Source organism: Microbacterium pollutisoli (genome assembly GCF_053586795.1).
The window spans coordinates 957313-981269 of record NZ_JBNYWT010000001.1 but is presented as its reverse complement, the minus strand read 5'-3'; the positions used below and the strand labels follow the sequence as shown (position 1 = coordinate 981269).

Here is a 23957-nt window from a genome sequence, read left to right as displayed (position 1 = left end):
GGCATGGTCCGCGAGTAGGTCAGAACGGTGGCGGGCCGTCGTACTTCGCGGTGGAGGCGGCCTGCGCGGTGACGGCGGCGACGGCGGCCGCGCGCCGGGCGTCCTCTTCGGACTCGGCCGGATCGAAGATCGTGTGGAGCAGCGTCGGGTCAACGGGCCGTGCGCGCACCGGCGGGTCGACGCAGGTGGTGTGCCCGGTCGGGCTCCGCCAGCACAACGCTCCAGACGCCTCACGGATCAGCTGCCAGCGCGATTCGTCTTTGATCTTGTGATGTCGTTCGCAGAGCGGGCCGAGATTGTCGGAACTGGTCTTTCCGCCGTCAGCCCAGCGTTGTCGATGATCGATGTCACAGAGGCGGGCCGGTCTGTTGCACCCGGGCCCGATGCAGGTGGTGTGCTGCGCGTCGAGCCAGCGTCTCAGGTCGGTCGGTACGCGGTACACCTTGCGGTCCACGTCGAGCACGGTGCCGGTGATCGGGTGGGTGACCACCCGGATCCACGAGGTGGCGCCGGCGGCGAGGCGCTTCGCGGTGTTCATGTCGATGGGGCCGTACCCGTCGAGTGTCGCGGGTTCATCCGACAGGCCGAGGATGCTGAGGGCGGGAATGGTGATTCGCACCACGGGCGTGATGCCCTTCAGGAGGGGGAGCACGTCGCGGTGCTTCTCCGTCCCGGCCTCGCCGTTGACAGTTTCCACGGCGTCGAGGTCAGCGGTGCAATCGGCGAGGCTCGTGGCCTCAACGTCTTCGTCTTCACCGGTGGGGCGCTCGCCGGCATCCATCTTTTCGCACGCGCCGGCGCGGTCGCTTTCTTCGGATGCAGGCTGGAGGAAGGCGTACTGGCTGGGATTGCGAAGGATATCGGCAAAGACATCGGCGCGCAGCTGCGCGAGCGTGCGGGTCTCGCCGGGGAGGGCCCGGAGTGCGCGGGCCGCCTGGTCGAGGTTCTCGTCGATGATGTGGAGGTCGACGGCGGTGATCCGGGCGCTCAGCATGCCCATGCCGTCGAGCTCGGGCGTGGTCCACACGTCGCGGTCTTCGGCGGCGCGCGCGTGGCGCTCCTCGATGGATTCGGGGTGCACGCGCTCGCGGATCTGCCGGGCACGGCGGTCGAACTTGCCGGTGGTGAGGCGGGTGGCTGCCTCGACGATCTGCTCGTCGAAGGCCGCCCATGCATCGGGGTCGACCGGGAGGCTGTCGACGACGGTGGCGGCTTTGGCGGCGTTCTGCTCGGGGACGTCGCCGGCGAGGTAGGCGGCCCACAGCTTGGGGCACCGCTCGTGGAGCACTTGTGCGCGATGGGCGTGCGCGTGCACCTGCCCATCGGTCATCTGGGTGCGGGCCGCGATGTCGAGGACTGCGGCATCCACGGCGATGTCGCGACAGTGCGCCACGGCTTGGCTGGCGCTCATTCCTCGAGCGCCGACGAGGGCCGGCAGCCTGCCTTCGATGTCGACCCACCGTTCCGCGTCTCGTGCGGCGGCGGTGAGTATGTTGTGGAATCGCTCGTCGCGCCGTGCTGCGGCGACCCGGGTGTACCGGACCACCTCCTCCAGCTCGAGGCCGGGGAGAGGTGCCTCATCGAGCACCGACAGGTCTGTGCCTCGGGCGGCGGTGGCATCCTCGTACTCCGCGAAGTCGCCTGCATATTCGCGGGATTCATACTCGGCCGACAGGACCTTCAGGTACGCGTCGACGAACTCCGGATCGGCGTACAACTCCGCCATCGGATCCCGGTTCGTCGTTACGAAGTCCATACAGATATTCTACCCACGCACCTCCGACATTGGGAGAAATATTCGAGAGCGCGGCCAGATAGACTGAACCCGCCAGCCTCTGTAGCTCAATGGAAGAGCAGTTGCGTCCTAAGCAAACGGTTGGGGGTTCGAGTCCCTCCAGGGGCACTTTTTCTTCTAGTTCTGACCAGTACTTTCTGTCGGGTCGGGTCAGGAAATTCGTCCGTTCTCTGCCCCGTCCAGAGGACTTGACGGATCGAAGGCGTCTGTCCGCACAATCTGCGCGTGGCGTCTGAAAACGCCGATAGCGAGTGTTTCAAGCGGAATCTACTCGTCGAAGACCTGAGCAAATCTGCTTCCGGCCGTTACTGAGTCGTGTGTCGCGGGTTTGCGGCGCTGGCGGCTGCGCCCCAACGGCACCCGGTCGTTCAGTCGTGCTGCGACGGCATCCAGATCGTCGTCGAAGATATCGGCCCACGTCTCCAGCGACGTCGCCAGACGCTATAAGAGCATGCGCTGCATGACCATTACAACCGCGCCCGAGCTGATCGCGAGCGACGCGGCAGTGTGCCGCCTGTGCGAGTCTTGCACGGTGCCTCGTCGCTTCGTCAGCCGATTGCCGGAGCGACATCGGTAGGGTCGGCGTGCTGGCGGTGCAGTGTCGGCGGGGCTAAGTAAGCTTGCCCCGAACTCAGAGCTTGGGGCTGAGCGTGGCGACAGAGGAGACAGACGAGTGGTGCCCGAATACACACTTGGAGAACTTTTCTCAGGACCCGGCGGTATGGCGCTTGGCGCCCACAAGGCTGCGCGAGCGGTGGGCGTCGGTCTCCGGCATGGGTGGGCCAATGACTATGACCAGAACACCGTGAAGACATATATCGAGAACATCAAGGGCGCGTCCGAAGACTCTGTGATCTGTTGCGACGTGCGGTCGCTTGACATCGAGTCTCTGCCTCCCATCGATGGATTCGCGTTTGGGTTTCCCTGCAACGACTACAGCCTGGTCGGAGAGAACCGGGGGCTGAAAGGGGAATTTGGTCCGCTTTTCGCATACGGCGTGAACGTGCTTGCGCATCATCAGCCGGAATGGTTCGTCGCCGAGAATGTCAGCGGTCTCCGAAGCTCGAATGGTGGCAGCGACTTCGCGCACATTCTCGAGTCGTTGCGGACGGCCGGACGCGGTTACCGGCTCACCCCGCATCTGTATCGGTTCGAGGACTACGGCGTCCCTCAACGCCGGCACCGCATCATCGTCGTCGGGGTTCGCGAAGACCTACCGGTCACATTCCGCGTTCCGGCGCCGACACACCTCGGGAGCAAGAACTGGAAATCCGCGTCATCCGCACTCGAGAACATCCCCGCGGACGCACCGAATCAAGAGATGACGCGTCAGTCGCCGACCGTCGTCCGACGTCTCGAACTGATCGAGCCCGGCGAGAACGCGTTCAACGCGCGTCGGATGACGGACGAGCTTCGGCTCAACGTGAAGGGGGCAACACTGAGCCAGATCTACAAGCGCCTTCACCCCGAGCGGCCCTCCTACACAATCACGGGCTCCGGCGGCGGGGGCACCCATGGGTACCACTGGTCAGAACCGCGTGCGCTCACAAATCGTGAACGCGCGCGCCTTCAGACTTTTCCCGATCACTTCAAGTTCATCGGGCCGAAGGAAAGTGTCCGAAAGCAGGTCGGAATGGCTGTTCCCCCGCGCGGCGCTTTTCATATCTTCCGCGCTCTGTTCCGCTCCTTCCAGGGTGAGCCTTACGAGTTTGTCCGCGCAAACCTCCACGTCGATGGGACGCCGGTGGATCGTGAACTTCTCGTCAACGCATTGCCGTAAAGCTGATAGCGGATTCGCCCTGACGCTACCCTCATCGCCCTATTCTCGTTGACAGGATCTCATGTCGCAGACGCCGCTCTCAGCTGAATTGTTTCGCAACGGATTGCTCGCATTCGAGGGAATCCTCGCTGGCCAATTGGGCCGCTCGGCCTCCGCCGCAGAAGCCGAGGCCCGCAAGGTCATGGAAAGCATGATGCCCGGATTTGGGCTCGCGCTCGACCAGTACCTCGCCGATCAACGAGATATCGTCGAGACCATCAAACTCGGGAATCTCGTCAAGAACGATGGCGGATACACATCTTGGTACAGCGGGCCGCGGATCGCCACCGGCGAATGGCCGCAGTACAAGAAGGTCCTGAGCACCAAGTTGCCCGAGGCCGGCGTGCGCGGGGTCGACGAGTCGACCACGCGAATTCTCTCGCGATGCGCGAATCCCAAGGAACCAGGGGATCGCCGCAAAGGACTGGTGATCGGATACGTGCAGTCAGGTAAGACCGCGAATTATGCAGGTCTTATCGCGAAGGCGGTAGACGCCGGGTACCGGATCATCATCGTCCTCGCTGGCATGTACACAAACCTCCGAGCGCAAACGCAGCTTCGTCTGGAGGCGGACCTCAACGTCAATGACGCCAAGGATAAGAACGGCGTGGCGTGGTCGTTGCTAACGGGCCGAGACACCGATATCGCGCCAAGCAACAGCGTCGGTTTCATGTCCAGTTCAACCAACGTCGCCATCATGGTCGTGAAGAAGCATGAGAAGCGTCTCGCAAACGTCGCGCGCTTCCTTCGCGACATTCCCGACGAAACACTGCGCAGCCGGGCGGTACTGATCGTCGACGACGAGTCGGATCAAGCGACGCCCAACACGCTGAGCGATCGGGAGCTGATCTCCACGATCAACAAGCGCGTGCGGGACATCTGGAAGGAGGTGCCCACGGGAACATACGTCGCGTATACCGCCACCCCGTTCGCAAATATGTTCATAGACCCGAACGATCCCGAGGACCTCTACCCCGAAGACTTCGCGATGGTACTGCCTCGACCCGACGGCTACATGGGCGCGGATAGCTTCTTCGATGTCGACCAGGACGCTGACCACGATGAAGACGAACCCATTTATGCGCTCTCGCACGTGATCGATCTCGCTGAAGCACAGGCCTTGGTGCCCGGGAAGGACATCGACGACTTCCACCCGGAAATCACACCGTCGCTCGATGACGCCATCCGCTGGTTCATCCTTGCGACAGCCATCCGCCAGATTCGGACTGGCAAGATCAGTCACTCCTCCATGCTTCTACATACATCGCACCGAGTGACAGCCCACCAGCGGCTCAAGGATGCTGTGGCCTCTTTCACGGAGGATCTCGCGTTGCGTCGTGACGCGGAGGAGCAAGCGTTCAGATCGGTCTTCGTGAACGAGGCTGGACGTGCGGCACATCTGCGGGGCCAGGAGCAGATGCCGGAATGGACCGCGGTCTGGGATCAGGTGCGCGAAATCATCGGCCGGCTGACGGTGAAGATCGACAACGGACAGTCGGATGATCGACTCGTCTACCCGGATGATTCTCCCCAGTTCGTCATCGCAATCGGCGGTGGCACTCTCTCAAGGGGTCTGACACTTGAGGGGCTGGTCGTCTCGTACTTCCTCCGAACCTCCAACACCTATGACACGCTTCTCCAAATGGGTCGCTGGTTCGGCTTCAGGCCGCGCTACCAGGATCTCGCTCGCGTGTGGGTCGGCCCGGGGCTTCTCGAGGACTACTCTCATCTCGCACGAGTCGAGCGGGAAATCCGTGCCGAGGTGGCGGTCCTCGAGGCGGAGGGAAAGACGCCTCGCGAGCTCGCGATCCGAGTTCGAACTCACCCCGGCCGCCTGCAGATCACATCGCCCGGCAAGATGACGAATGCAATGATCGTTCACGCTGGGCTTGGCGGGAGCCGGCGGCAGACGATCTATCTCGATCGGTCGGCCGAAGGTGCGAGGAACTCGCAGATGGCTGCTCGAAGGCTCATCGAGGCGGCACGGTCCCGAGGCGCGACTCATCTCGTGCATGACCCGCTTGGGAAAAGCTCCCGCGACTCTCAGATCTTCGTGGGGCTGACGAACGACGACGTGGTCGATTTCCTGCGTCACTACTGGGTCGTTTCAGACCCGTGGTTGCAGGCTGACATGATGGCCACCTGGCTTGAAAAGCACGGCACGAACGTCACGTGGAACGTGGTCCTCGTGTCTGGGCCACGAAAGCGAGGAACCTTCGCATATGCTCCCGGCGTAGAGGTCGGGCTCGTCAGTCGTGCTCCTCTCCAGGAGAAATACTGGAAGCCGGAGCGCCTTGACGGCGAGCTGCCAGAAGGGTCCGACGTCGTTAATATCCGTGCGCTCATGTCGGGCACCGACTCGATTCTTGACCTCGAGATCCTCGCGGCCAATGATGCGCTCGTCGATCCAAACGAGTTGCTTCAAGCCACCGATACCAGCCGCATCGAAAGCGTCCGTGCGACGAGAAAAGCGCTCGCCCCCGACATCGGGACGATCCTCCTCTATGCCGTCGACAGAGACTCCCAGCCACTCGCGAAGTCGAAGACCCGTCGCGCAATGGAGGCGCCCGAGCATCTGATCGGCCTTGGCGTGATCTTCCCACACGCGGAATCCGAGGAGCAGGGTGAATTCGTCGCCGCCGATGTTCAGCCCCCGGTCGTAGATGATGAGCCGTCAGAGACCACAGGCTGGCAGGACACCGAAGGTGACTATGCCCACGCGGAGGATGAATGAGCACGGGGTATGCCCGCGTTGAGCACGCGCTGAAGATTCTCGGGAACCGTCGTCCGCGGGTCGGCGAAGCAGTCGCCGCATCGATCGGTCCTGATCGAGACATCCACGAAGCACGGCTGGCCAAGGATCACCTCGGCATAGTTCATTTGATCGTCACTCTGCCTTCTGGTCGCAGTCGATTCGCACCTCCTCTCGGCGACGTGCTCCCCGCGACGTGGCTCGATGAAGACTTCGAAGACGGTGTCAAGACCTCGCTGGACGTGGCGAGCACCGATCCCAGCCTCACGCCGACTTTCCTCTCGCTTGTGGGCGAGATGCTCTCCCGCGTCGACGAGACTAATGATCCCTGCATTGACGAACTCATGCGGGTGCTCAGCTCCTGGCGGGAGGCCCTTTCGCGGGAGAAGCGCGCGCTGTCTCGCCAGCGACTGATCGGACTCTTCGGGGAGCTGACGGTTCTGGCACGCCTCGCCGAAAAGGATCCTTCCCGGGCGAGATCTGCGTGGCGCGGCCAAGCGGGGTACCGACATGACTTCTTCCTCAGCAACGCGCTCGAGGTGAAGGCATACACGGGCACTGATTCGCCGACAGTCGAGATTCATGGCGCGCATCAGCTGGATCCGCCAATCGGCGGGTCTCTCCATCTACTGACATTGCGTCTCGAAGAGAGTCCTGAAGGGGAGACAATAGCGGAGCTAATCAACCGCATCGACGCACTCGGTCTGCCAAAGGGCCTGCTCTTTGAACGTTCCACCGATGAATCGCCCGTCGTAGCGGACGACACGGTCGCCTTCGCCATCGCCGAAGAACGACTGTTCCACGTCACCTCGGGGTTCCCAGGTGTGCGCGCGTCCGTTCTCGGCACGGAAGCGCTCACCGCAGTCTCCAGGCTTCGTTATTCACTGTTGCTCGATGCCTGCCCTGGCAGTATCGACGCTGATCTTCTCCCCGTCGTCTTGGAGAGCCTTTGATCCCCGCTGCTCAAACCCCTATCGAGTCGCTCGATTGGTATCCGAAGAAGTTCACGCCCGGCGACATGGATGCGACGGGTGGTGAGCGCCTGCTCGGCCGCACGGAGCTGTCGCCCCTCGAGGTGTTGATTCGCGAGACCGCCCAGAACAGCTGGGATGCGAGGCTAGACGACATGCGTCCCACGTACGGGGTCAGCCTGCGGCGCGCGGACTTCCGTTTCCGCGGAGACCTAGCTCGGCTGCTTCCCGAACAGCACCGAGCGACTCCAGTTGGGGCACTCGCATACGACTGTCCCTACGTGCTCGAGGTCTTCGACCGCGGGACATGTGGCCTGGATGGGCCGGTCACGTTGATACCAGTCCAGAAAGGTTTGCCCTGCAACTTCCAAGACCTGATTCTCAAGGTGGGAGTACCCAGAGACGACGGTAAGGGTGGAGGCACGTATGGTTTCGGCAAGACAGCCTCGTATGCGTTCAGCAGCCGCGGAACGGTCGTCTACTGGACGCGCTGCAGGAATGAAGAGGGGCGGCTTGAACACCGCCTTATCGCCTCCGCATTTCGAGACGCGTATCAAGAGTCTGGTGTCCAGTACACCGGTCGACACTGGTGGGGTCGTCGTGACGGCGAGAACATTCTTCCCGTTATCGGCCCAGAAGCGGAAGCACTCGGCAATCGCCTGTTCAAGCGGGGCTTCGCAGCGGAGGAGACCGGCACATCGATGCTGATCATCGAGCCCGCGCTCACGCCAGAGAGTCTCGGTTCGACGCCCGCCGATGAATTGCCGTTGACTAACGAAGACGACGACGTTATGGGTGAGTTCGCCGCACGTGCGCGGAGCGCGATACGCCGACACCTGTGGCCTAAACTCATCGCCCCACCGGGTGCCGTCGAATCGCCGATGGACATTTCGCTCGAAGCCGACGATATTACGGTGCCACTGGTCGACGAGAAGCCGGGTGCGATCGACCTATGGGGTGCCGGACTGAATGCGATTAGGTCCGTACGCCAGAACAGCACCGTGTCAATCACGACCCCACAAGGGTTGCCTGTCAACGTCTTGGCAGTGACGCGGCTCCAGCAGACGATCGGGCATCTCGCTATCGTGCGACGAATTCTCGCGCTGGAAAGTCCCCCGAATCATGACGACCTGGATCCCCTGCAGAATCCAACCGTCGCGCGAATTGCTCTGATGCGCGGCCAGCCTGAACTGGTCGTCGCCACCGTTGATTGGGTCGCCCAGTCGCCGCTGGAAGGCATGGATTGGCTGGCGGTATACAAGTCAACCGACGATTGGGACGCCATCTATGCCCGGGCGGAACCGCCAGCGCACGACGCATGGGTCAGTAGCTCCGGCGGAGAGCCGGGGCTCGTGGTAAAAGCAACCAAGCAGCGGGTCACCAAAGCGATTCGCGACGAGATGTATCCCGAACCGGTCGTCGTTGAGCCCGAACATCGTCCCGTTCGCACGGGGACGCTGTCCCGTCGTTTTGGATTCCTAGTCCCGTCGCCCGCAGTGCCACCATCAACTGCAGGGAAGTCCGGGGCCGGCTCCGGCAGACAACGCGGCCAGGCTACGAGTCGAATCCGTCTTCAGGTTTCAGCGCCACGACTCGTCAAGACGTATGAGGATGGTCGCCAGCGTCAGTGTGTCAGCTTCATCGTCGCCGGTGCGTCGGCGTCCCTCGTGACGCTGAGCGTAAGCGTCATCGGGGATGAGGGCGCGCACGAGTCTCTGAACGTTGGCCAGCTCGATCCAGAGTGGCGCGACGCAGCAGTTGCGCTCGACGCTGGCAAGGCCCTAGTAGAAAGCGGCCAACCTGCATCAGTGGAATTCACGGGCGTGGCTCGTCGGGCACTTCGCATCGAGATGAGCGCGGAGGAACATCGTGGCGATCATTGAGTCCAGACCCTTTCTCACGCCCGTTGCCAGCTCGGTCGAGGCGAGGATCTCGCTTGTCCCGGAGGGCCTGGACTTGGAGCGAATCGCCGAAGACTGGGTACCTGGCGATGACCTCACCTTCCGATGCGTCGCTTCCCTCCAAGACTCATTCTGGGCGGAGACCTTGATAGATAAGGACGAAGAAGTCTCGCTAGTCCTCATCGTGGCATGCACTCCCGCCCGCGCGCGTTGGCGCGCGCAAGTGCCCTTTGAGGCAGTGGACGGTGTCTGGCGGGCGGAGCTGGAGCTTGTCGTGGACGGGGGCGAGATCGCAGTCGAACTCACCGCGGACGTGTGGGTCGTAGGCCCTGGGCGCACTGGAAGTTCCAGCGCCGCTCACGCAGTACACCAGGCGGCAAAGCTCTGGCAACGTGATTCACTGATGTGGATCCCGCTGGAGCGCGCAAGCGCCGGCTTCCCCACATCCGCCGTATCGTTCTCTGGGACCGGACGTCGCGCGGTCCCGTGGTCGGTGGAGATTGCAGCCGACTCGGAGCCGGGCTGGAGCATTAGCGGGTCGGTGCGCCTGTACGTGAACACTGATCTCGAGATCTGTCACTCGATCGTCGAGGGAACCGCGAGCGAAGATGTGTACTCTGCGATCACCTGCGACATCCACCTCGCCGTCCTGCACCAGATCGGCTCATGGCGAGATTCCATCAATGGCGCGGCGCTCCAGGCGACCGCTGATGACGATCACGGATGTCTCGCAGCGATGGGCGCAAATATCGCACTCACCCTCGGTCTCACCTTGGATGAGGCATGCCGTCTCGCAATCGAAGACCCTCTAGGCCTCGCCACTCGATCGCGTGAGTCTGTCGAGTACTACGGAAAGGTCGGGGCTGCGTGAGCATCGTATACCCGCGGCTAAGCCGCTCGGACGTCGCGAGTGAGATTGATCGACTCGAGCGCACTATGAGATCCGGCGGCGTCGCTCAGGCGTTCCCTGACGGCGGACACCATCCGGGCGCGATTTTTCCAGCCGTCGGTGTGCCCGTCGCGGTGGCTCGGCTTCGCGAACTGCACGCCATAGCCTTTGACTCGGTGCGAGCCCTGGATGCGCGGCGGCGCGCCGATCGCGACAGGCTCTTCGACATCACCGTCGGAAATGTGCTCGCGTCGTGGTTTGAGGACGATGGACGGAGCCAAGCAGCACATCCTGACATCTGGCCGTACATCACGTTGGTCGTCCTTCCCGACCTCGCTGTGCAACGATTCGGACCGGATGCGTCAGGCAAGCTGCCGCACGATCGGTTCGCCGCTGGACGTCGGAACGTCTTTCAGCGGCTCTATCTCCGATCGTGGATCTTGGGCGACCTGTTGAGCGACCCCGAGTTGCCTCTGTTCGAAGACGAACTCGTCGGCCTCGTCGATCGAAATCTCTCCTCCGACCACCGACTGGCGCGAATGGTCAGCGAGCAGATCAGGAACCTTGATCGCACGCAGAACAGGAGGGAGCCGGTTCGGAACGCATTCAAGACATTGCAGTTCGAGTTGCGCGTAACGGACGTATCATCCTTGAACGATGACGCCCTTCGATCGCTCCTCAGCAGCATGTTTCAGCCTGCGACCTGACCCACGTCAGTCCGTTGTGAGGTCGGTCGCGTGACGAGTTCTTGGGCGTCGAGCGAGAATGCGCGGCGTACGATGGTCGCCAATCGGGGACGCGACACGCAACCGGAGTTGCGAGTGCGTCGACTCCTCCATGCGGCGGGCCTTCGCTACCGCGTTGATGTTGCACCGTTACGCGGGCTACGGTCTCGTGCGGACATCGTCTTCACGAGGCAACGCATCGCGGTCTTCATCGACGGATGCTTCTGGCACGGCTGTCCGACCCATGCAGTCGCTCCGAAGTCGAACGGCGACTATTGGGGGCCGAAGCTCGCACGCAACCGGGCGCGAGACACAGAGGTGTCGAAGAGGCTGAAAGAGAGCGGCTGGGAGGTTCTCCGTTTCTGGGAACACGAGCCGCCCGAGGATGTCGCCCGTGTCATCATCGAGAAGCGGCTCATGGCTATGAATCGGCGGTGACGCGGAGCGCACACTTACGGAGTTCTTGTCTCGGCGGACTCTTCGGAGGCGTGGCCCGCGAGGGCGTGGAAAGGTCCGCAACGCTTCGCGTCAGCGCATCAGATCAGGTCGAATCGAGGGACGGATTTACCGCCGGCCTAGGATATACGTCCGACCGTGAACTCGTAGGCAATCGGCGACAACCGCTCGGTATCGAGCTCCCACGGTGCGAGCACGTGGATCTGGCCACCGCTCGCGCTCGGTGCCTCGGCGTCTCGATTCAGACTGATCTGCGACACGACAACGAGAGCGTTGTCAGGGTACGTGTCGCGGTGGAGTGCGACCTCGTTGCGCGTCAGCAAGATTTTGTCTCCGGTCGAAGTAGTGCCTTTGACTTCGACATAGAGGACTGCATCGCCACGCGTGCAGTGCAGGTCGTATGACTTTGTCGCACCCACGTCGTGTACGGTCCAGCCGAGACTCTGCCAATGCGCAGTCGCAAGGTCGACCGCGTGGCGTTCGACGGCGCGTTGTTCGAGCTTGTTAATGCGGAATCCTTGTCCGTGGTGAAGCGGAGAGTCTCGCCCCTGCGCCTCGGCGATCGCCTCAATCGCGAGCGTGATCTCGGCAGACTCGACGCCAGGCATCAACGGGTCGGATTCCACACGCGCGTACAGAGACGCAAGATGTTCGAGCATGTGCTGAAGATCGCTCATCAACACCTCATCGTCGGGGACCTCGTCACGCCCGTATTCGAATGCCGTCAGAGTCGTCTTCCAATAGTGTCGAGCTGCGCTGGACGGGAGCGCGTTGAGTTCTATCTTTGAGATTTCGCGCGGGTCACGGCGTCCTACGATGACGCTGGTGCCCCATTCAATGAGCGGTGCGATCTCGTGCGCTCGCCTCGGCTTGAAATCGCCGTCACGCCAGACGGTGCTACCGTGCATCACACACAGGTAGCACCGCTGACGTGCAGGGGCTACTGGGCAGGCCTATCCTCCCACGCGCGCATCGTCGAGCCGCTGGCGGCGTCGGCGTGGGGCCCGGCTGCGGCGTCCTCATTGACCGTTTCGGAGACCACGTGGATCCTCGACGTCGTTGTCGCGCGACGCAGTGTCGCGGCCATGGGCTACGCCGCAGCGTACATACCGGCGGCGAAGCCCGCACGGATCTACGTGAGCAATCCTGACGCTCAGTCCCCGTCCCACCCCGCCTGCGGGGCGTCGCAGGTCTCGCGGAAGATGTACTGCGACGGGCGCTTGCGCTGCGCGCTCGACCAGTCGATCGCGGGGCGTCGTTGCTCCGGCGGCAGGTAGCCGAGCCGGTACACCGCCATCAGTTCGAGGTCATCGGGCACGCGCAGCAGGTCGACGATCTCCTGCCACCGGCCGGGCGCCTCCATCGGGAAGGAGATGAACTGGATGCCCATGCCGAGCTCCACCGTGGTCAGCCACACGTTCTCCATCGCCGCGCCCATGCTGAAGACGGAGTAGAACGACGACGGTTCGCCCGGGCGGTATTCGCTGCGGTCGAGCATCACGCCCAGCAGCAGCGGCGACCCGGCGACGAGCTTGCGGTTCTCCGACCCCAGGGTCTTCGGCACCCCGAGCGCATTCATCAGCGACTGACCGCGCTTGGTGAACACCTGACTCGTGAACGGCCGCAGCGGCGCCGGGAGCTTGTCGAACAGCATCCCGCTGCGCGTGCGCTCCATCTCGGCCTCGCTGAACCGGAAGTACGGCTTGTACCGTTCGAAGAACGTGCCGTTCGACATCACCTCGGTCATGCTCTCGCCCGAGATCCGCGCGATCGTCTCGATCGTGTCGCGGTTCTCGATCACGACGAACCGCCACGGTTGGCTGTTCAGCTGCGACGGTGCGCGCCCGGCTGCCTCCAGCAGCAGCTGCTGATGCTCGACCGACACCGGATCGGGCAGAAACGGCCCGTTCGTCGTCTTGCGGCGGCGGATGACATCGAGAAACTCCATGCGTGCTCCTGTCAGATCGATCGGATGATGCCGGCGACCAGAAACGGCGCGGGCGCCAGCGCGACGAGTGGATGCCGGATGGTGCGCGTGCCGGCGAACGGAATCACCGCGAGGGGCACCATCGCGGGCGCCGTCGCCAGTGCCGCACGCTGGCTCTGCGTGCGCGGCCGGCCCCACAGTGCGGTGCTCAGTGCGAGAGCCGTGACCGTCGTGGTCGCGATGTAGAGGGCGTGATGCACCCACCGGAACCGGCTGCTGTCGACGAGCCGCAGCGCGACCGCGGTGCCGAGCGCGCAGTTGGCCCCGTAGCAGCCGGCGGCTGCGACGAAGAGGCCCGCGGGGGTGCGAGGTCTGCGTACTCTCATTGTCCCCGACCCTATACGCGCGACTTCGGCATAATGACAACATGCGCATACTCGAGGCCACGAACCCGTTGATCCCCACCGGGTACGACATCGCCTGGAGCATCGTCGCCCTGATGCTGATCGCGTTCGTGGTCAGCGCGATCGTGTCGCTGGTGCGTGCGAGCGGTGCGCTTACCGGCATCCAGACCTTCGTGTGGTTCGTCATCATTCTCGCGCTGCCCGTCTTCGGCGCTGTCGCCTGGTTCGTCGCGGGGCATCCGCGGACGCGAAAGCAGCCGGTCGCCTAGCATCGGGTGCGCGCGATGGATGCCGGGAGCCTCGACGAGTTGCGCGCGCTGCGCGCGCGGGCCTACGGTCCGTCGGCCGACATCCATGACGATCCCGCTGCGCTGCGCCGGTTGGAGGAGCTAGAGGCCCTACGCGGTGCGCCCGTGGCGGTTTCGGAGGACGCCGTTTCTGACGAAGTTGACGTGACGGTGGAGGAATCCGAGCCGGTGGCCGCACCGCCGGCCGACGTCGAGCCCGATGGTGACCGGCGTGCCGACGTCGAATCTGGTCTCGACCGGCGTGCGGACGTTGAGCCTGGTCTCGACCGGCGTGCCGACGTGGTCGACGCGCAGCCGACGCCGGAGGCGGCTCCGCCGCGCCGGTTGGGCACGCGGGTGAAGCTGCTGTGGGCGTTCACGGTGGTCGCGGCCGCAGCCATCGCGGCGAGCATCACCTACGCGGTGACGTATCTGACACCCGTCTCTGTCTCGAGTGGCGCGGAGCAGATCGCCTCGCTCGAGCCCTCGCGCACCATCGAGGTTCCCACCGGTTGGTTCGGTGCCGGGGCGAGCTCGCTGACGTTCGAGTACCACGGGCTGGCGATCTTCGAGGCGAGCTACGGGATGAACGTGCCCGGCACGGACGATTGCTTCACCATCGTCGCGAAGGACCAGCTACCGGATGTGGACCAGAGCACCGACACGTGGTCCATTGACGGGAGCTATTGGGGCGGCTGCGGCGTCGGCAACTTCCCGTCCACCGTGGAACTCAGGATCGACGAACGCGTGCCCGAGGAACTGCGCTCGCAGTTCGCCGACGGCGACGCCCTGCAGTTCGTGTTCGACGGCGAGCGGGTCGGAGTGTTTCTGGACCGGGCGGGGTAGTAGACACCGGCGTACTGATAGGAGGCCGGGTTTCCTAGTACTCCGGGAAGAGATGCTGTCCAAGAACGCGTCCCACAGGACGGGACACCCCCACTTGCAGCGATCCTGGGCGCCGTCGATACAGCATCCACGGTTGTTGCTGCGTCTAAAGTCGCGTTAGCGGCACATGATGGAGGAAGAAATCATTCAACGAACGCTGATCGGCCGATGTACTCGGTCCTCAATCCGAGCACGCTAGCGATCGCATCTAAGAAGGCCTCGTTCGTGAGAAACCACTCTTGGCCAACCTCGTTCGCGCGGCGAGTGGAAGCGCGGCGCGGGTTAGTATGACCGGCTGTTGATAGCAAGCGATGGAACTGTTTCTCGACGGTGACCGGATCCGCGTTGCCTGCGGTATAGACACGGACAACTACTAGTGGCTCAGGCATATGAGCTCGCGCGCCGCCGCGGTGCTGCCGTATACGGCTCCCAACGTCCGTCGTCTGACCGACCTTTATGAGAGTGTTTCCTGACTTCTCGTCGACCGGTTTCTCCAGGTACCACCCGTACGAGAACGCGTAGATGCCGGGCGTGCCATCGAGGTGACCGGTGTCGACGTCAGCGTCGTCACCCCGCGCCGGCTCCTCTACGTTGGTCTCAGATGAAGTGAGTTCGACTAGGGCCTGCTCTGCCAACGCCAGATTGCTTACCAATAGCTGGGCTGCAGCCACGCTGACCTGAGTTCGATTGCGTTTCACAAAGGACCGGACCGCGGCGGTCACTTGAGACTGCAGGGTTACACCTGCAGTCACTCTTCCGTCCAATATGGCATCGATGCGTGCCCGATATCCGTACACGAACCCGATCGTCGCGACGTTAAGGCGGTCAGCGACTTCCTGCGGTGAAAGCCCTTCAATTACGTGGAGTCGGTACACATCGCCCAGGCGCGACTCATCCTCCTCGAGCAACGAGGCAATTTCCTCACGAGCCGTCGGCTCGCGTACTGGTTCGACGGACGGAGTCGGATCGGCTCCGCCTTCGGGGTCGTCAGCACCCCTGCCGAAATCAGCCGCGGGGGGCTCGATCGGACCGCCAGAAATCGTCATACAACATTCCTATCGGATCGAGCGTTTGGTAGGTCAAGCAGCGCACGCCGCGGAGCCGGTCAGGTGGGGCGAGACGCCCGCACAATCGATGTGCCGCTGTGGCTGCGAACACGAATAACTGCAAGTGCGAATAACTGCAAGTGGAGGCGGAGGTCGCCATCACCGACGTTTGAATCGCCCATCTGAGTGAGCGCGTCTACGTCGAAGTCGCGGCCACGTCGAGGGGGATGCCGCGATCATTCGCGTTCGTGCAGTCGAACAGCTCGCGGCGCAAGCCCGCACGGTCGCCGCGCGCGGCAGAATACCGAATCTCGCCGACACCCATCGGTATGGTGGGGCAATCCGACCGTTCAATCAGCGCTTGCTTGGGAGGCATCAGTGTCCGAATCGTGGGGCTCGAAGGTGGCATTGCAGCGCTGTAGTAGGCCGGAGGACGCGGCTCGACGCGGCATAACGTCGGAGCGTTCACTCACCCCCGCAGCAGCCGCACCCGCGCGGCCACGATCCCGGCGATGAGCGCGCCGAGGCCGCCGACGGCCATGTCGCCGATGGTGTCGGTGTAGGTGACGAAGATCTCGTCGGTGATGAAGGTCTTGCCGAGCCACTCGATCATCTCCCACACCGCGCTCGCGGCCAGGCCGATCGACGTCGTGAAGATCACGGCCAATCGGCGCGAGCGCGGCGGGCGCGGCACGATGTCCCACCGCGCGAGCGCGAGGTAGACCAGCGCGGCGATCAGGCCGGTCGCGATCACGTGCACAACCAGGTCCCAGCCGGGCACGGTGCGGTACAGATCGATCACGTTGCTCCACGCGGCGATGAGCACCGACAGCCCGAACACGATGTCGAACCCGGGCCGCACCCCCACGAACCGCGGCGCCAGCAGCGCGGGCAGCGCGAGGGCGAGGATGCCGGCATCCGTCACCGAGCCCCAGATCGCACCCGCGACCACGCTCAACACCCCCGCCACCCGCACCAGGTCCGCGACGATCTCCGCCACGCCGTGCGGGCGACGCAGGAAGTTGTCGACCATGGGGCGCGTCATGCCAGCTGCACCACGGCGTGCACGGGCAGGTGGTCCGACGGCCACCCGCCGTCGACCTGGCGCGCATCGATCGCCGCGCGGCTCACGCGCACGTCCGGTGACACGATGATCCCGTCGATCCGCCGTCCGCGCGCATGCGGGTGACGATACCGGGTCAAGGTGTCCCACTCCCTCGTCACCCGGTCGTCGGCGGTCACCCAGGCATCCACCAGCCCACCGCTGCGCAGCTCGCGGAGGGGCGCCGAGCCCGGCCCCGCGTTGAAGTCGCCGGTGACGATCGCCGGCCACGGCTGCGCCTCCACCCGTTCCCGAATCACTCGCGCTCCGACCCGCCGCGCCCACGGCGAGAGCACATCGAGGTGGGTGTTGACCACGAAGAACCGGCGGTCGGTCGCGCGGTCGCGGAACGTGGCTGCTACCGCGACGCGAGGGAACGGCGCGCCCCACGACCGTGCCCCCGGCGTCTCGGGCCGTGTCGACAGTGCAAGCTGCCGCCACCCGAGCAGCTCGAGGCGCTCGGCGTCGAAGAACAGGGGACACCCCTCGCCCCGGCCCTCCGCGTCACGCCCGTGCCCGACGAACCGGTACTGGGCGCCGAGCGCGTCGCGCACGGTGATGGCCTGATCGGGCAGGGCCTCCTGCACACCCAGCAGCGTCGGCTGCTCGGCGCGCAGCAGTGCCGCCAGACGGGGCCGGCGTGCCTGCAACCGGTCGGCCGGGCGCACGAACGGACCCGACGCGCGGCGGCGGATGTTGTACGTCATCACGTGCAGCGCGGGCGGCTGCACCGGCCCGATGAGGGGGTCCACACTCATCGCAGCGACCGCCGTCTCGTCGGCACCCCGCGGCGGTGCAGTGCACGGCGCAACAGCAGCCGCTGCCACCGCACCGGCGGGAAGTCATCGGGCCAGTGCACCACGACGGTGCGGAAGCCGCGCACCACGCGTCGGCCGAACGCCGCGCCGGGCGCGAACGGGCGCATCGACATGCCCATCGCCGCGGCGGGCAGATACCGGATGCGGTGGCGCTCACCGAAGTGGTACGCGAGGTCGAGGTCGTCGTGCAGCTCGGGGTCGTGCCGGTGCACGTGCCGGCGCACACTGCGCCACGCCGCGCGCCGGAAGGCCAGGTTCGACCCGAACACCGGCAGATGGCCGAGCGCCGGCACGGTCGCGACGGTGTACGCGCCGAGGTACACCGCGGCCAGGGACGTCCGCAGCGCCCGCGGCCCATCGGCGAAACGGGCGCCGCCCGTGAACACCGCCACATCGGGTCGCCGCTCGAAGGCCGACGCCATGACGTGCACCCAGTCCCGGCTCGGCACACAATCGGCATCCAATCGCAGGATCACATCGCCCGTTGCGGCGTCATAGCCGGCCGTCGCCGCCGCCGGGATGCCGGGCTCGTCGCACCGGATGACGCGCGCGCCGGCCGCGCGGGCCACCTGCGCCGATCCATCGATCGACCCGTTGTCGACCACGACGATCTCGTCGGGGCGGCGGCGCTGCAGCCGCAGTGCGCGCAAGCAGCGCTCGAGAGCTTCCGCGTCATCCTTCACCGGGATGACGACGGACACGACCAAGGGCGAGTCGGACATGGTCACGCGATGCGGGTGTCGCCGGGAGCCGAGACGCGCAGCCACCGGTATCCATAGGGCGCCAGCTCGAAGGTCGCCTTCCGGCCGTCCTCCAGCGCGATCGTCTCGGGGCTGAACAGATCGAGCAGCATGCAGTCCGGCTCGACCTCGCCCACATCGACGGTCAGCGACACCGGCACATCGGTGAAGTTGTGCAGTGCCATGAAGTGGCCGACGTCGGCCCGCACGGCGTGGGCGAGCACGCCGGCGCCGTCGTGGTCGAGGATCTCGAGAGTGCCCCACCCGATCTCGGGGGAGGACCGGTACCGGGTGATCAGCTGCCGGATGAACTGCAGCAGCGACGCGTCGTCGTTGCGCTGCTGCTGCACGTTCACATGCACGGGCGCGTAGCCGTCACCGGGCGGCGGGGCCACCAGGCGGCTGGGCGCGGCGGTCGAGAACCCGCCGTTCTTGCCGCTGGTCCACTGCATGGGTGTGCGCACCGATTGGCGGCCGGGCACCTCGATGTTCTCGCCCATGCCGATCTCTTCGCCGTAGAACAGCACGGGGGTGCCAGGCAGGGCGAACAGCAGGCTGTAGACCATGCGCACGCGGCGCGGGTCGCCGCCCAGCATCGGCGGCAGCCGGCGCGTGATGCCGCGCCCGTAGACCCGCTGGGACTCGTCGGGCGCGAACGCCTCGAACACCTCCTCCCGCTCGGCGTCGCTCAGCTTGTCGAGGGTGAGCTCGTCGTGATTGCGCACGAAGTTCGCCCACGCCGCCTCGGGCGGCACCGCCGGCCGGGACGTCAGCGACTCGATGAGAGGCGCGGGGTCGCTGCGGGCCAGCGACAGATACAGTGCCTGCATCGACACGAAGTCGAACTGCAGGTCGAGTTCACCGCCGCGCTCACCGCCGAAGAAGTCGATCTGCTGGTCGAACGGCAGGTTCACCTCGCCCAGCAGCGCGGCCGACCCCGCCCGGCGCTGCAGGAACCGCTTGAGGTCGCGGAGGAACTCGTGCGGGTCGCCCAGGTCGACGCCCTCCGGCGGGTCGATGAGGAACGGGACGGCGTCGATGCGGAACCCGGTGACCCCCAGCGCCAGCCAGAACCCCATGGTCTTGGCGATCTCGTCGCGTACCCGCGGGTTCGCGATGTTCAGATCGGGCTGGTGCGCGTAGAACACGTGCTGGAAGTACTGACCGGTGCGCTCGTCGAGCTCCCACACGCTCGCCTCTTCGCCGGGGAACACCGTCGGCTGCTGCTTCTTCGGCGGGGTGTCCCGCCACACGTAGAAGTCGCGGTACGGCGAGGTCTTGCTGCGCCGCGCCGCCACGAACCAGGGATGCTTGTCGGACGTGTGGTTGGCGACCAGGTCGACGATGACGCGGATGCCACGGTCGGCGGCCGTGCGGATCACCTCGACGAAGTCGCCGTGATTGCCCAGGCGCCGGTCGACGCCGTAATGGTCGGTGACGTCGTACCCGTCGTCGCGGTCGGGCGTCGGGTAGAACGGCATGAGCCACAGGCACGTGATGCCGAGGTCCGCGAGGTAGTCGATGCGGTGGGCAAGCCCGGCGAAGTCGCCGGTGCCGTCGCCGTCGTCGTCCATGTAGGTCTCGACGTCCAGGCAGTAGATGACGGCCGTCTTCCACCACAGGTCACTGGTGTCGGTGATCTTCACAGCGCCCTCCTCAGAGCCGGCAGCAGTTCGTGTTCGGCGCGGGTCAGGAACGTGCGCTGGTCGGGGTTGACCGGGTGCACGTAGACCCGGTCGAAGCCGAGGTGCACCAGGTGCGCGATCTGCGCGGCGAGGTCACCGGCATCCGTCGCCACCAGGGCCCCCTGGCGCAGCTCGTCGTCGGTCGGGTCGCCGGCGAGGGCGTCGAAGTCCTCGGGCTGCTCGATGTCCCACAGCGAGACCCCGGAGATCGCGGCGTGCCGCCACTGCGCGCGCAGCACGTCCAGCGCCTCCCGCTCGGTGGCCTCCCACGCCACGTGCACCTGCAGCACGCACGGGCCGTCGCCGCCGGCGTTCCGGTATGCGGCCAGCACCTCGGCGAGCACGTCCGGCGGCTGCGCCACCGTCGCCAGGCCGTCGGCCCAGCCGGCGAGCCACCCGGCGGTCTCGGCGGTCACCGCGGCGCCGAGCAGCGGCGGGGGAGCGGCGGGGCGCGACCACACCCGCGCGCGGTGTACCCGGACAGGGCCGTCACGGGTGACTTCGCGCCCGTCGAGCAGCTCCCGGATCACCTCGGCGCTCTGTCGCAGACGCTCGTTGCGGTGCGACTTGGCCGGCCACGTTTCGCCGGTGACATGCTCGTTGACGGCCTCGCCGCTGCCGAGCGCGGCCCAGAACCGGCCCGGGTGCATCTCTTCGAGCGTCGCGATCGCCTGCGCGGTGATGGCGGGGTGGTAGCGCTGGCCGGGAGCGGTCACGACCCCGATGCTGAACGAGGTGGATGCCAGGGCGGCGCCCAGCCAGCTCCATGCGTGACCGGACTCACCCTGGGCGACACCCCACGGCGCGAGATGGTCGGAGCACATCGCCCCGTCGAACCCGACCCGCTCGGCCAAGACCACGGCATCCAATAGCCGGCTGGGCGGTGCCTGCTCGTGCGAGGCGTGATAACCGATGAACACCATGGCCGTGAGTCTGGCCGCTGCCGCCGCGCGGCAACAGCACCTTGCGTTCTCCCCGCGGATGCGCAAAAGGGGGCTCGGTCAGGGAAGTGAGCGACGACTCGACGGCCACTCGCCGCACCGCCGTCGGAGGCAGGTGTCATGATGGGAGCTATGGCGGACACCCTGCTGGATCGCGCGATCTACTCGTACTCGGACGTGGATCGCATCGTCGGTCTGCACTCCGGTACGTCACGGCGCTGGCTCGAGGGGTACACGCGCGCGGGCAAGTACTACGATCCGGTGCTCCGCGATGAGCCCACCGGCGGTGATGTCGTGACCTGGGGCGAGATGGTCGAGGCGCGCTTCCTTGCAGAGTTCCGCAGCAAACACGTCCCTGTGCAGAAGCTGCGGCCCGCGATCGTTCGTCTCCGCGCTGAGTTCGGACGCTACCCACTCGCTCATGCGCGCCCATTCTTGGATGTTGAAGGCCGCGAGTTGGTGCGCGTCGTTCAGGATGAGGTCGGGCTGGACCGGTCTCTGCGCCTCGTCGTCGTCCGCAGCGGCCAACTGATGCTCACCGAGGCCACGGAGCGGTTCAACGCCGCCGTCGAATACGATGCAGGTGTCGTGAGGCGGCTGTGGCCCGACCCGCGCACTCCCGAGGTAGTGATAGACCCGGCGCACTCGTTCGGGCAGCCGGCGATTCGCAATGTCCGGACGGAGTCGCTGGCCGAGGACTTCCGAGCGGGAACCTCCCGTGAAGACCTGGCCGACCTCTACGACCTGACGACTGCTCAGGTCGACGCAGCGCTCCGATTCGAACTCATAGCGAGCAGCGAGCGCGCGGCCTGACGGGCCGAGGGTGGACTCCGGTGTACTTCGCCGACGAGAACGCCCTAGGCCTAGGCAAACTCCTGCTCAGAAGTGGACGCGACGATGTTGTGTTCCCCGGTCATCCGAAGCTTCCGGAAGTGCCGCTAGGCACGCCTGACCTTGAGTGGATGCCCGTCGTTGCAAGCCGACAGTTCATCGTCCTCACACGCGACAAACGCATCCGAACGCGACCCGCTGAGCTCGCGGCGTATCGCGAGTACGGCATTCGCGCCGTTTGGATTGGTGGAAAGCGAGACCTGGGGCCTCGGGACCAATTCGACCTCTTCACGAAGCATGAACCGCGGCTCGGCAGGGAGGTAGTCAAGCTGGGGTCCGGGCCCTGGGCGCTCATGCTGACGTCGTCCGGGCTGAGGCAAGTGAAACTGCGGGAGGTCGGGTAGCATCCGTCACGCGACGGCACAGGCGCCGCGTGGGAACGGGTGGCACCGATGGCGAACATCATCTTTCTGCACGGCGCCGGCGCGGGCGCGTACGACGAGGACGCGCGCATGGTGGCCGACCTCGCGCGGCGCCTGGGCGGCGATGACACCATCGACTACCCGCGGCTGCCCGAAGAGGAACCCGGCGAGGAACCGTGGCTGCGCACGATCGGTCACGCCCTCGAGCGGCCGCGGACGCCGGTGTTCGTGGTCGCGCACTCGATCGGCGGGTATCTTGCGGTCAAGCACCTGGCGGCCGGGCCGTCGGTCGCGGTCGCGGGACTCTTCCTCATCGCGACGCCGTACCCCGGTGGCGACCCCGACTGGACGTTCGAGGGCTTCGAGCTCGCTGCGGGGTTCGGCCGGGCTCTGCCATCGGTTCCGGTCTTCCTCTACGCGGCCGAAGACGACGACATCGTCCCGTTCGCGCACCGGGACCTGTACGCGGCGGCCATCCCCGGCGCGGTGGTGCGCACCGTGACCGGCGGGCACCAGCTGGGCGATGACCTGTCCGCGGTGGCAGCCGACATCCGGGCGGTAGCTGCGGGAGTGGCAGAGGCGGAGTAAGCCCACCTCTGCCGATGATCGAGGGGGATTGCCATGCACGAATCGATTCACGGCTCGGACGCGATCTCGACGGCCGCGTTCCACCAGGCGCCGGGGGTCGCCGACTGGCGGATCGCCGCCGCCGGCCCGCAGGCGGTGTTCACCGCCACGTCGCTGAGCCAGGCCGTCGCCCTCGTGGCGCCGATCGTGGCCGCGGGTGAGAGCTTCGGCATCCACCCCGACATCGACCTGCGACCCGAAGGCGTCGTCGTGCGCGTTCCGTACCGCGACCCCGGCGGCATTCCGGCGGCATTCCGGCGGCGGCGCCCGAGTTCGCCGCCGCCGTGTCTCAGGCCGCCGCCGAGCTGCAGCTGCCCGCCGACCCGTCGCGCGCGCAGTCGATCGGCATCTACGTCGCCCAGCACTCCGGCGCCGACGTGCGCCCGTTCTTCATGGCCGCTCTGGGCTATGCGCCGCTCGGCGACACCGATGCCATCGACCCGCTGCGCTGTGGACCCCCGCTCGCGTTCAATCCGATCTCGGGCGACGCGCCGGGGCGCGGGCGCACCCACTTCGACGTGTACGTGCCGGCCGACCAGGCACAGGCGCGAGTGGATGCCGCGCTCGCCGCCGGCGGCCGGCTCGTCGACGACACCCACGCCCCCTCCTGGTGGTTGCTCGCCTCTCCCGAGAACCACGGCGTCGACATCGCAGCCTGGCCCGACACGGCCGACTGACGGCCCGCTTCGGAGCTGTTCCCGGGCAACATCAGCCAGTGGGCGAACCGTCGTGACGGCTTCGGACTCGATACCGACAAGAAGCGGTTCGCGCGGCTGTTCTTCCAGCCCGTGCTCGTCGCGTGGGCATGGTGGTCGACGCGGGAGTCGCGCGACAACGCCGTGCGGTGACGCCGCGGTCGCGACCGGGGGAGCTCCCGCCGCAGCGGCGCGGGGGCATTATGCCGCGTGAGCGTCGAGATTGCCAGACCCTGCCC

24 protein-coding genes, 1 tRNA gene and 1 pseudogene are annotated in these 23957 nt (G+C 65.7%); 14 read left to right on the top strand and 12 right to left on the bottom strand.

Annotated features, from left to right (window positions below; translation table 11 throughout):
* Positions 1-19: 19 nt before the first annotated feature.
* Positions 20-1756, bottom strand: coding sequence for a DUF222 domain-containing protein (locus ACQ143_RS04755; RefSeq protein ID WP_449569534.1), 1737 nt, complete (start codon positions 1754-1756; stop codon positions 20-22).
* Between the two features lie 75 nt (positions 1757-1831).
* Between ACQ143_RS04755 and ACQ143_RS04750 the strand changes: the two genes are divergently transcribed.
* The 8 genes from ACQ143_RS04750 (at position 1832) to ACQ143_RS04715 (ending at position 11290) form a co-directional block, all read left to right on the top strand.
* Positions 1832-1903: transfer RNA gene (locus ACQ143_RS04750), tRNA-Arg, on the top strand.
* Between the two features lie 565 nt (positions 1904-2468).
* Positions 2469-3575, top strand: a complete 1107-nt coding sequence (locus tag ACQ143_RS04745) for a DNA cytosine methyltransferase (protein ID WP_449569533.1) — start codon at positions 2469-2471, stop codon at positions 3573-3575.
* 61 nt (positions 3576-3636) lie between these two features.
* Positions 3637-6348, top strand: a complete 2712-nt coding sequence (locus ACQ143_RS04740; protein ID WP_449569532.1) for a Z1 domain-containing protein — start codon at positions 3637-3639, stop codon at positions 6346-6348.
* Positions 6345-7319, top strand: coding sequence for a PD-(D/E)XK motif protein (locus ACQ143_RS04735; protein WP_449569531.1), 975 nt, complete (start codon positions 6345-6347; stop codon positions 7317-7319). Before ACQ143_RS04740 ends, ACQ143_RS04735 begins: the two co-directional genes overlap by 4 nt.
* Positions 7316-9220, top strand: coding sequence for a hypothetical protein (locus ACQ143_RS04730; protein WP_449569530.1), 1905 nt, complete (start codon positions 7316-7318; stop codon positions 9218-9220). Before ACQ143_RS04735 ends, ACQ143_RS04730 begins: the two co-directional genes overlap by 4 nt.
* On the top strand, positions 9207-10109 hold the full coding sequence (locus ACQ143_RS04725; protein WP_449569529.1) for a hypothetical protein: 903 nt from the start codon (positions 9207-9209) through the stop codon (positions 10107-10109). The genes ACQ143_RS04730 and ACQ143_RS04725 overlap by 14 nt, the downstream gene beginning before the upstream one ends.
* Positions 10106-10834, top strand: coding sequence for a hypothetical protein (locus ACQ143_RS04720; RefSeq protein WP_449569528.1), 729 nt, complete (start codon positions 10106-10108; stop codon positions 10832-10834). Before ACQ143_RS04725 ends, ACQ143_RS04720 begins: the two co-directional genes overlap by 4 nt.
* A gap of 30 nt (positions 10835-10864) precedes the next feature.
* A complete protein-coding gene (locus ACQ143_RS04715; RefSeq protein ID WP_449569527.1) occupies positions 10865-11290 on the top strand; it encodes a very short patch repair endonuclease in 426 nt (141 codons plus the stop codon).
* A gap of 137 nt (positions 11291-11427) precedes the next feature.
* Here the strand turns inward: ACQ143_RS04715 and ACQ143_RS04710 are convergent, their stop codons facing one another.
* The 4 genes and pseudogenes from ACQ143_RS04710 to ACQ143_RS04695 all read right to left on the bottom strand — a co-directional run bounded on the left by ACQ143_RS04710 (position 11428) and on the right by ACQ143_RS04695 (position 13621).
* Complete coding sequence (locus ACQ143_RS04710; protein WP_449569595.1) at positions 11428-11916, bottom strand: protein NO VEIN domain-containing protein; 489 nt, start codon at positions 11914-11916, stop codon at positions 11428-11430.
* Between the two features lie 39 nt (positions 11917-11955).
* Positions 11956-12228 (bottom strand): annotated as a pseudogene (locus tag ACQ143_RS04705) (MrcB family domain-containing protein); the annotation flags it as partial.
* A gap of 233 nt (positions 12229-12461) precedes the next feature.
* Positions 12462-13256, bottom strand: coding sequence for a nitroreductase family protein (locus ACQ143_RS04700; protein ID WP_449569526.1), 795 nt, complete (start codon positions 13254-13256; stop codon positions 12462-12464).
* Positions 13257-13267: 11 nt separating this feature from the next.
* Positions 13268-13621 carry a hypothetical protein gene (locus tag ACQ143_RS04695; RefSeq protein WP_449569525.1) on the bottom strand — a complete coding sequence of 118 codons (354 nt, stop codon included), beginning with the start codon at positions 13619-13621 and terminating at the stop codon, positions 13268-13270.
* A gap of 41 nt (positions 13622-13662) precedes the next feature.
* Here ACQ143_RS04695 and ACQ143_RS04690 point away from each other — a divergent pair, with 41 nt between their 5' ends.
* Together ACQ143_RS04690 and ACQ143_RS04685 are read left to right on the top strand one after the other, a co-directional pair.
* On the top strand, positions 13663-13908 hold the full coding sequence (locus ACQ143_RS04690; RefSeq protein ID WP_449569524.1) for a hypothetical protein: 246 nt from the start codon (positions 13663-13665) through the stop codon (positions 13906-13908).
* Between the two features lie 15 nt (positions 13909-13923).
* Positions 13924-14772 carry a hypothetical protein gene (locus ACQ143_RS04685; protein WP_449569523.1) on the top strand — a complete coding sequence of 283 codons (849 nt, stop codon included), beginning with the start codon at positions 13924-13926 and terminating at the stop codon, positions 14770-14772.
* Positions 14773-14954: 182 nt separating this feature from the next.
* Here the strand turns inward: ACQ143_RS04685 and ACQ143_RS04680 are convergent, their stop codons facing one another.
* The 6 genes from ACQ143_RS04680 to ACQ143_RS04655 form a co-directional block, all read right to left on the bottom strand.
* On the bottom strand, positions 14955-15857 hold the full coding sequence (locus ACQ143_RS04680) for a GIY-YIG nuclease family protein (RefSeq protein WP_449569522.1): 903 nt from the start codon (positions 15855-15857) through the stop codon (positions 14955-14957).
* A 469-nt stretch (positions 15858-16326) separates the two neighbouring features.
* Positions 16327-16902, bottom strand: a complete 576-nt coding sequence (locus ACQ143_RS04675; protein ID WP_449569521.1) for a hypothetical protein — start codon at positions 16900-16902, stop codon at positions 16327-16329.
* Positions 16899-17717: an endonuclease/exonuclease/phosphatase family protein gene (locus ACQ143_RS04670; RefSeq protein WP_449569520.1), complete on the bottom strand. Its 819-nt coding sequence runs from the start codon at positions 17715-17717 to the stop codon at positions 16899-16901. Before ACQ143_RS04670 ends, ACQ143_RS04675 begins: the two co-directional genes overlap by 4 nt.
* Positions 17714-18499 carry a glycosyltransferase family 2 protein gene (locus ACQ143_RS04665; protein ID WP_449569519.1) on the bottom strand — a complete coding sequence of 262 codons (786 nt, stop codon included), beginning with the start codon at positions 18497-18499 and terminating at the stop codon, positions 17714-17716. Before ACQ143_RS04665 ends, ACQ143_RS04670 begins: the two co-directional genes overlap by 4 nt.
* 2 nt (positions 18500-18501) lie before the next feature.
* A complete protein-coding gene (locus tag ACQ143_RS04660) occupies positions 18502-20163 on the bottom strand; it encodes an alpha-amylase family protein (protein WP_449569518.1) in 1662 nt (553 codons plus the stop codon).
* Entirely contained in the window at positions 20160-21125 is a 966-nt protein-coding gene (locus tag ACQ143_RS04655; protein WP_449569517.1) for a TIGR03885 family FMN-dependent LLM class oxidoreductase, read from the bottom strand. The genes ACQ143_RS04660 and ACQ143_RS04655 overlap by 4 nt, the downstream gene beginning before the upstream one ends.
* A 150-nt stretch (positions 21126-21275) precedes the next feature.
* Here ACQ143_RS04655 and ACQ143_RS04650 point away from each other — a divergent pair, with 150 nt between their 5' ends.
* From ACQ143_RS04650 to ACQ143_RS04640, 3 genes are read left to right on the top strand one after another with little or no spacing between them, the layout of a single operon-like run.
* A complete protein-coding gene (locus tag ACQ143_RS04650; protein ID WP_449569516.1) occupies positions 21276-21956 on the top strand; it encodes a DUF433 domain-containing protein in 681 nt (226 codons plus the stop codon).
* Between the two features lie 20 nt (positions 21957-21976).
* A complete protein-coding gene (locus ACQ143_RS04645) occupies positions 21977-22378 on the top strand; it encodes a PIN-like domain-containing protein (RefSeq protein ID WP_449569515.1) in 402 nt (133 codons plus the stop codon).
* A 48-nt stretch (positions 22379-22426) separates the two neighbouring features.
* A complete protein-coding gene (locus tag ACQ143_RS04640) occupies positions 22427-22984 on the top strand; it encodes an alpha/beta fold hydrolase (protein ID WP_449569514.1) in 558 nt (185 codons plus the stop codon).
* Between the two features lie 47 nt (positions 22985-23031).
* On the opposite strand, the gene ACQ143_RS04635 is transcribed toward ACQ143_RS04640, so the two are convergent.
* Positions 23032-23196: a hypothetical protein gene (locus tag ACQ143_RS04635; RefSeq protein ID WP_449569513.1), complete on the bottom strand. Its 165-nt coding sequence runs from the start codon at positions 23194-23196 to the stop codon at positions 23032-23034.
* A gap of 111 nt (positions 23197-23307) precedes the next feature.
* On the opposite strand from ACQ143_RS04635, the gene ACQ143_RS04630 reads away from it, so the two are divergent.
* On the top strand, positions 23308-23700 hold the full coding sequence (locus ACQ143_RS04630; RefSeq protein WP_449569512.1) for a VOC family protein: 393 nt from the start codon (positions 23308-23310) through the stop codon (positions 23698-23700).
* Positions 23701-23957 lie beyond the last annotated feature (257 nt).

Bases quoted from the DNA above. Each gene is read 5' to 3' on its own strand.
- ACQ143_RS04755 (WP_449569534.1), bottom strand. From the start codon at position 1,756: ATGGACTTCGTAACGACGAACCGGGATCCGATGGCGGAGTTGTACGCC.
- ACQ143_RS04740 (WP_449569532.1), top strand. From the start codon at position 3,637: ATGTCGCAGACGCCGCTCTCAGCTGAATTGTTTCGCAACGGATTGCTC.
- ACQ143_RS04735 (WP_449569531.1), top strand. From the start codon at position 6,345: ATGAGCACGGGGTATGCCCGCGTTGAGCACGCGCTGAAGATTCTCGGG.
- ACQ143_RS04710 (WP_449569595.1), bottom strand. From the start codon at position 11,916: ATGCCTGGCGTCGAGTCTGCCGAGATCACGCTCGCGATTGAGGCGATC.
- ACQ143_RS04700 (WP_449569526.1), bottom strand. From the start codon at position 13,256: ATGGAGTTTCTCGATGTCATCCGCCGCCGCAAGACGACGAACGGGCCG.
- ACQ143_RS04695 (WP_449569525.1), bottom strand. From the start codon at position 13,621: ATGAGAGTACGCAGACCTCGCACCCCCGCGGGCCTCTTCGTCGCAGCC.
- ACQ143_RS04690 (WP_449569524.1), top strand. From the start codon at position 13,663: ATGCGCATACTCGAGGCCACGAACCCGTTGATCCCCACCGGGTACGAC.
- ACQ143_RS04685 (WP_449569523.1), top strand. From the start codon at position 13,924: ATGGATGCCGGGAGCCTCGACGAGTTGCGCGCGCTGCGCGCGCGGGCC.
- ACQ143_RS04680 (WP_449569522.1), bottom strand. From the start codon at position 15,857: ATGACGATTTCTGGCGGTCCGATCGAGCCCCCCGCGGCTGATTTCGGC.
- ACQ143_RS04675 (WP_449569521.1), bottom strand. From the start codon at position 16,902: ATGACGCGCCCCATGGTCGACAACTTCCTGCGTCGCCCGCACGGCGTG.
- ACQ143_RS04670 (WP_449569520.1), bottom strand. From the start codon at position 17,717: ATGAGTGTGGACCCCCTCATCGGGCCGGTGCAGCCGCCCGCGCTGCAC.
- ACQ143_RS04665 (WP_449569519.1), bottom strand. From the start codon at position 18,499: ATGTCCGACTCGCCCTTGGTCGTGTCCGTCGTCATCCCGGTGAAGGAT.
- ACQ143_RS04655 (WP_449569517.1), bottom strand. From the start codon at position 21,125: ATGGTGTTCATCGGTTATCACGCCTCGCACGAGCAGGCACCGCCCAGC.
- ACQ143_RS04650 (WP_449569516.1), top strand. From the start codon at position 21,276: ATGGCGGACACCCTGCTGGATCGCGCGATCTACTCGTACTCGGACGTG.
- ACQ143_RS04640 (WP_449569514.1), top strand. From the start codon at position 22,427: ATGGCGAACATCATCTTTCTGCACGGCGCCGGCGCGGGCGCGTACGAC.
- ACQ143_RS04635 (WP_449569513.1), bottom strand. From the start codon at position 23,196: ATGCCGAAGCTCTCACCCGCGGCCACGATCGGCGCCACGAGGGCGACG.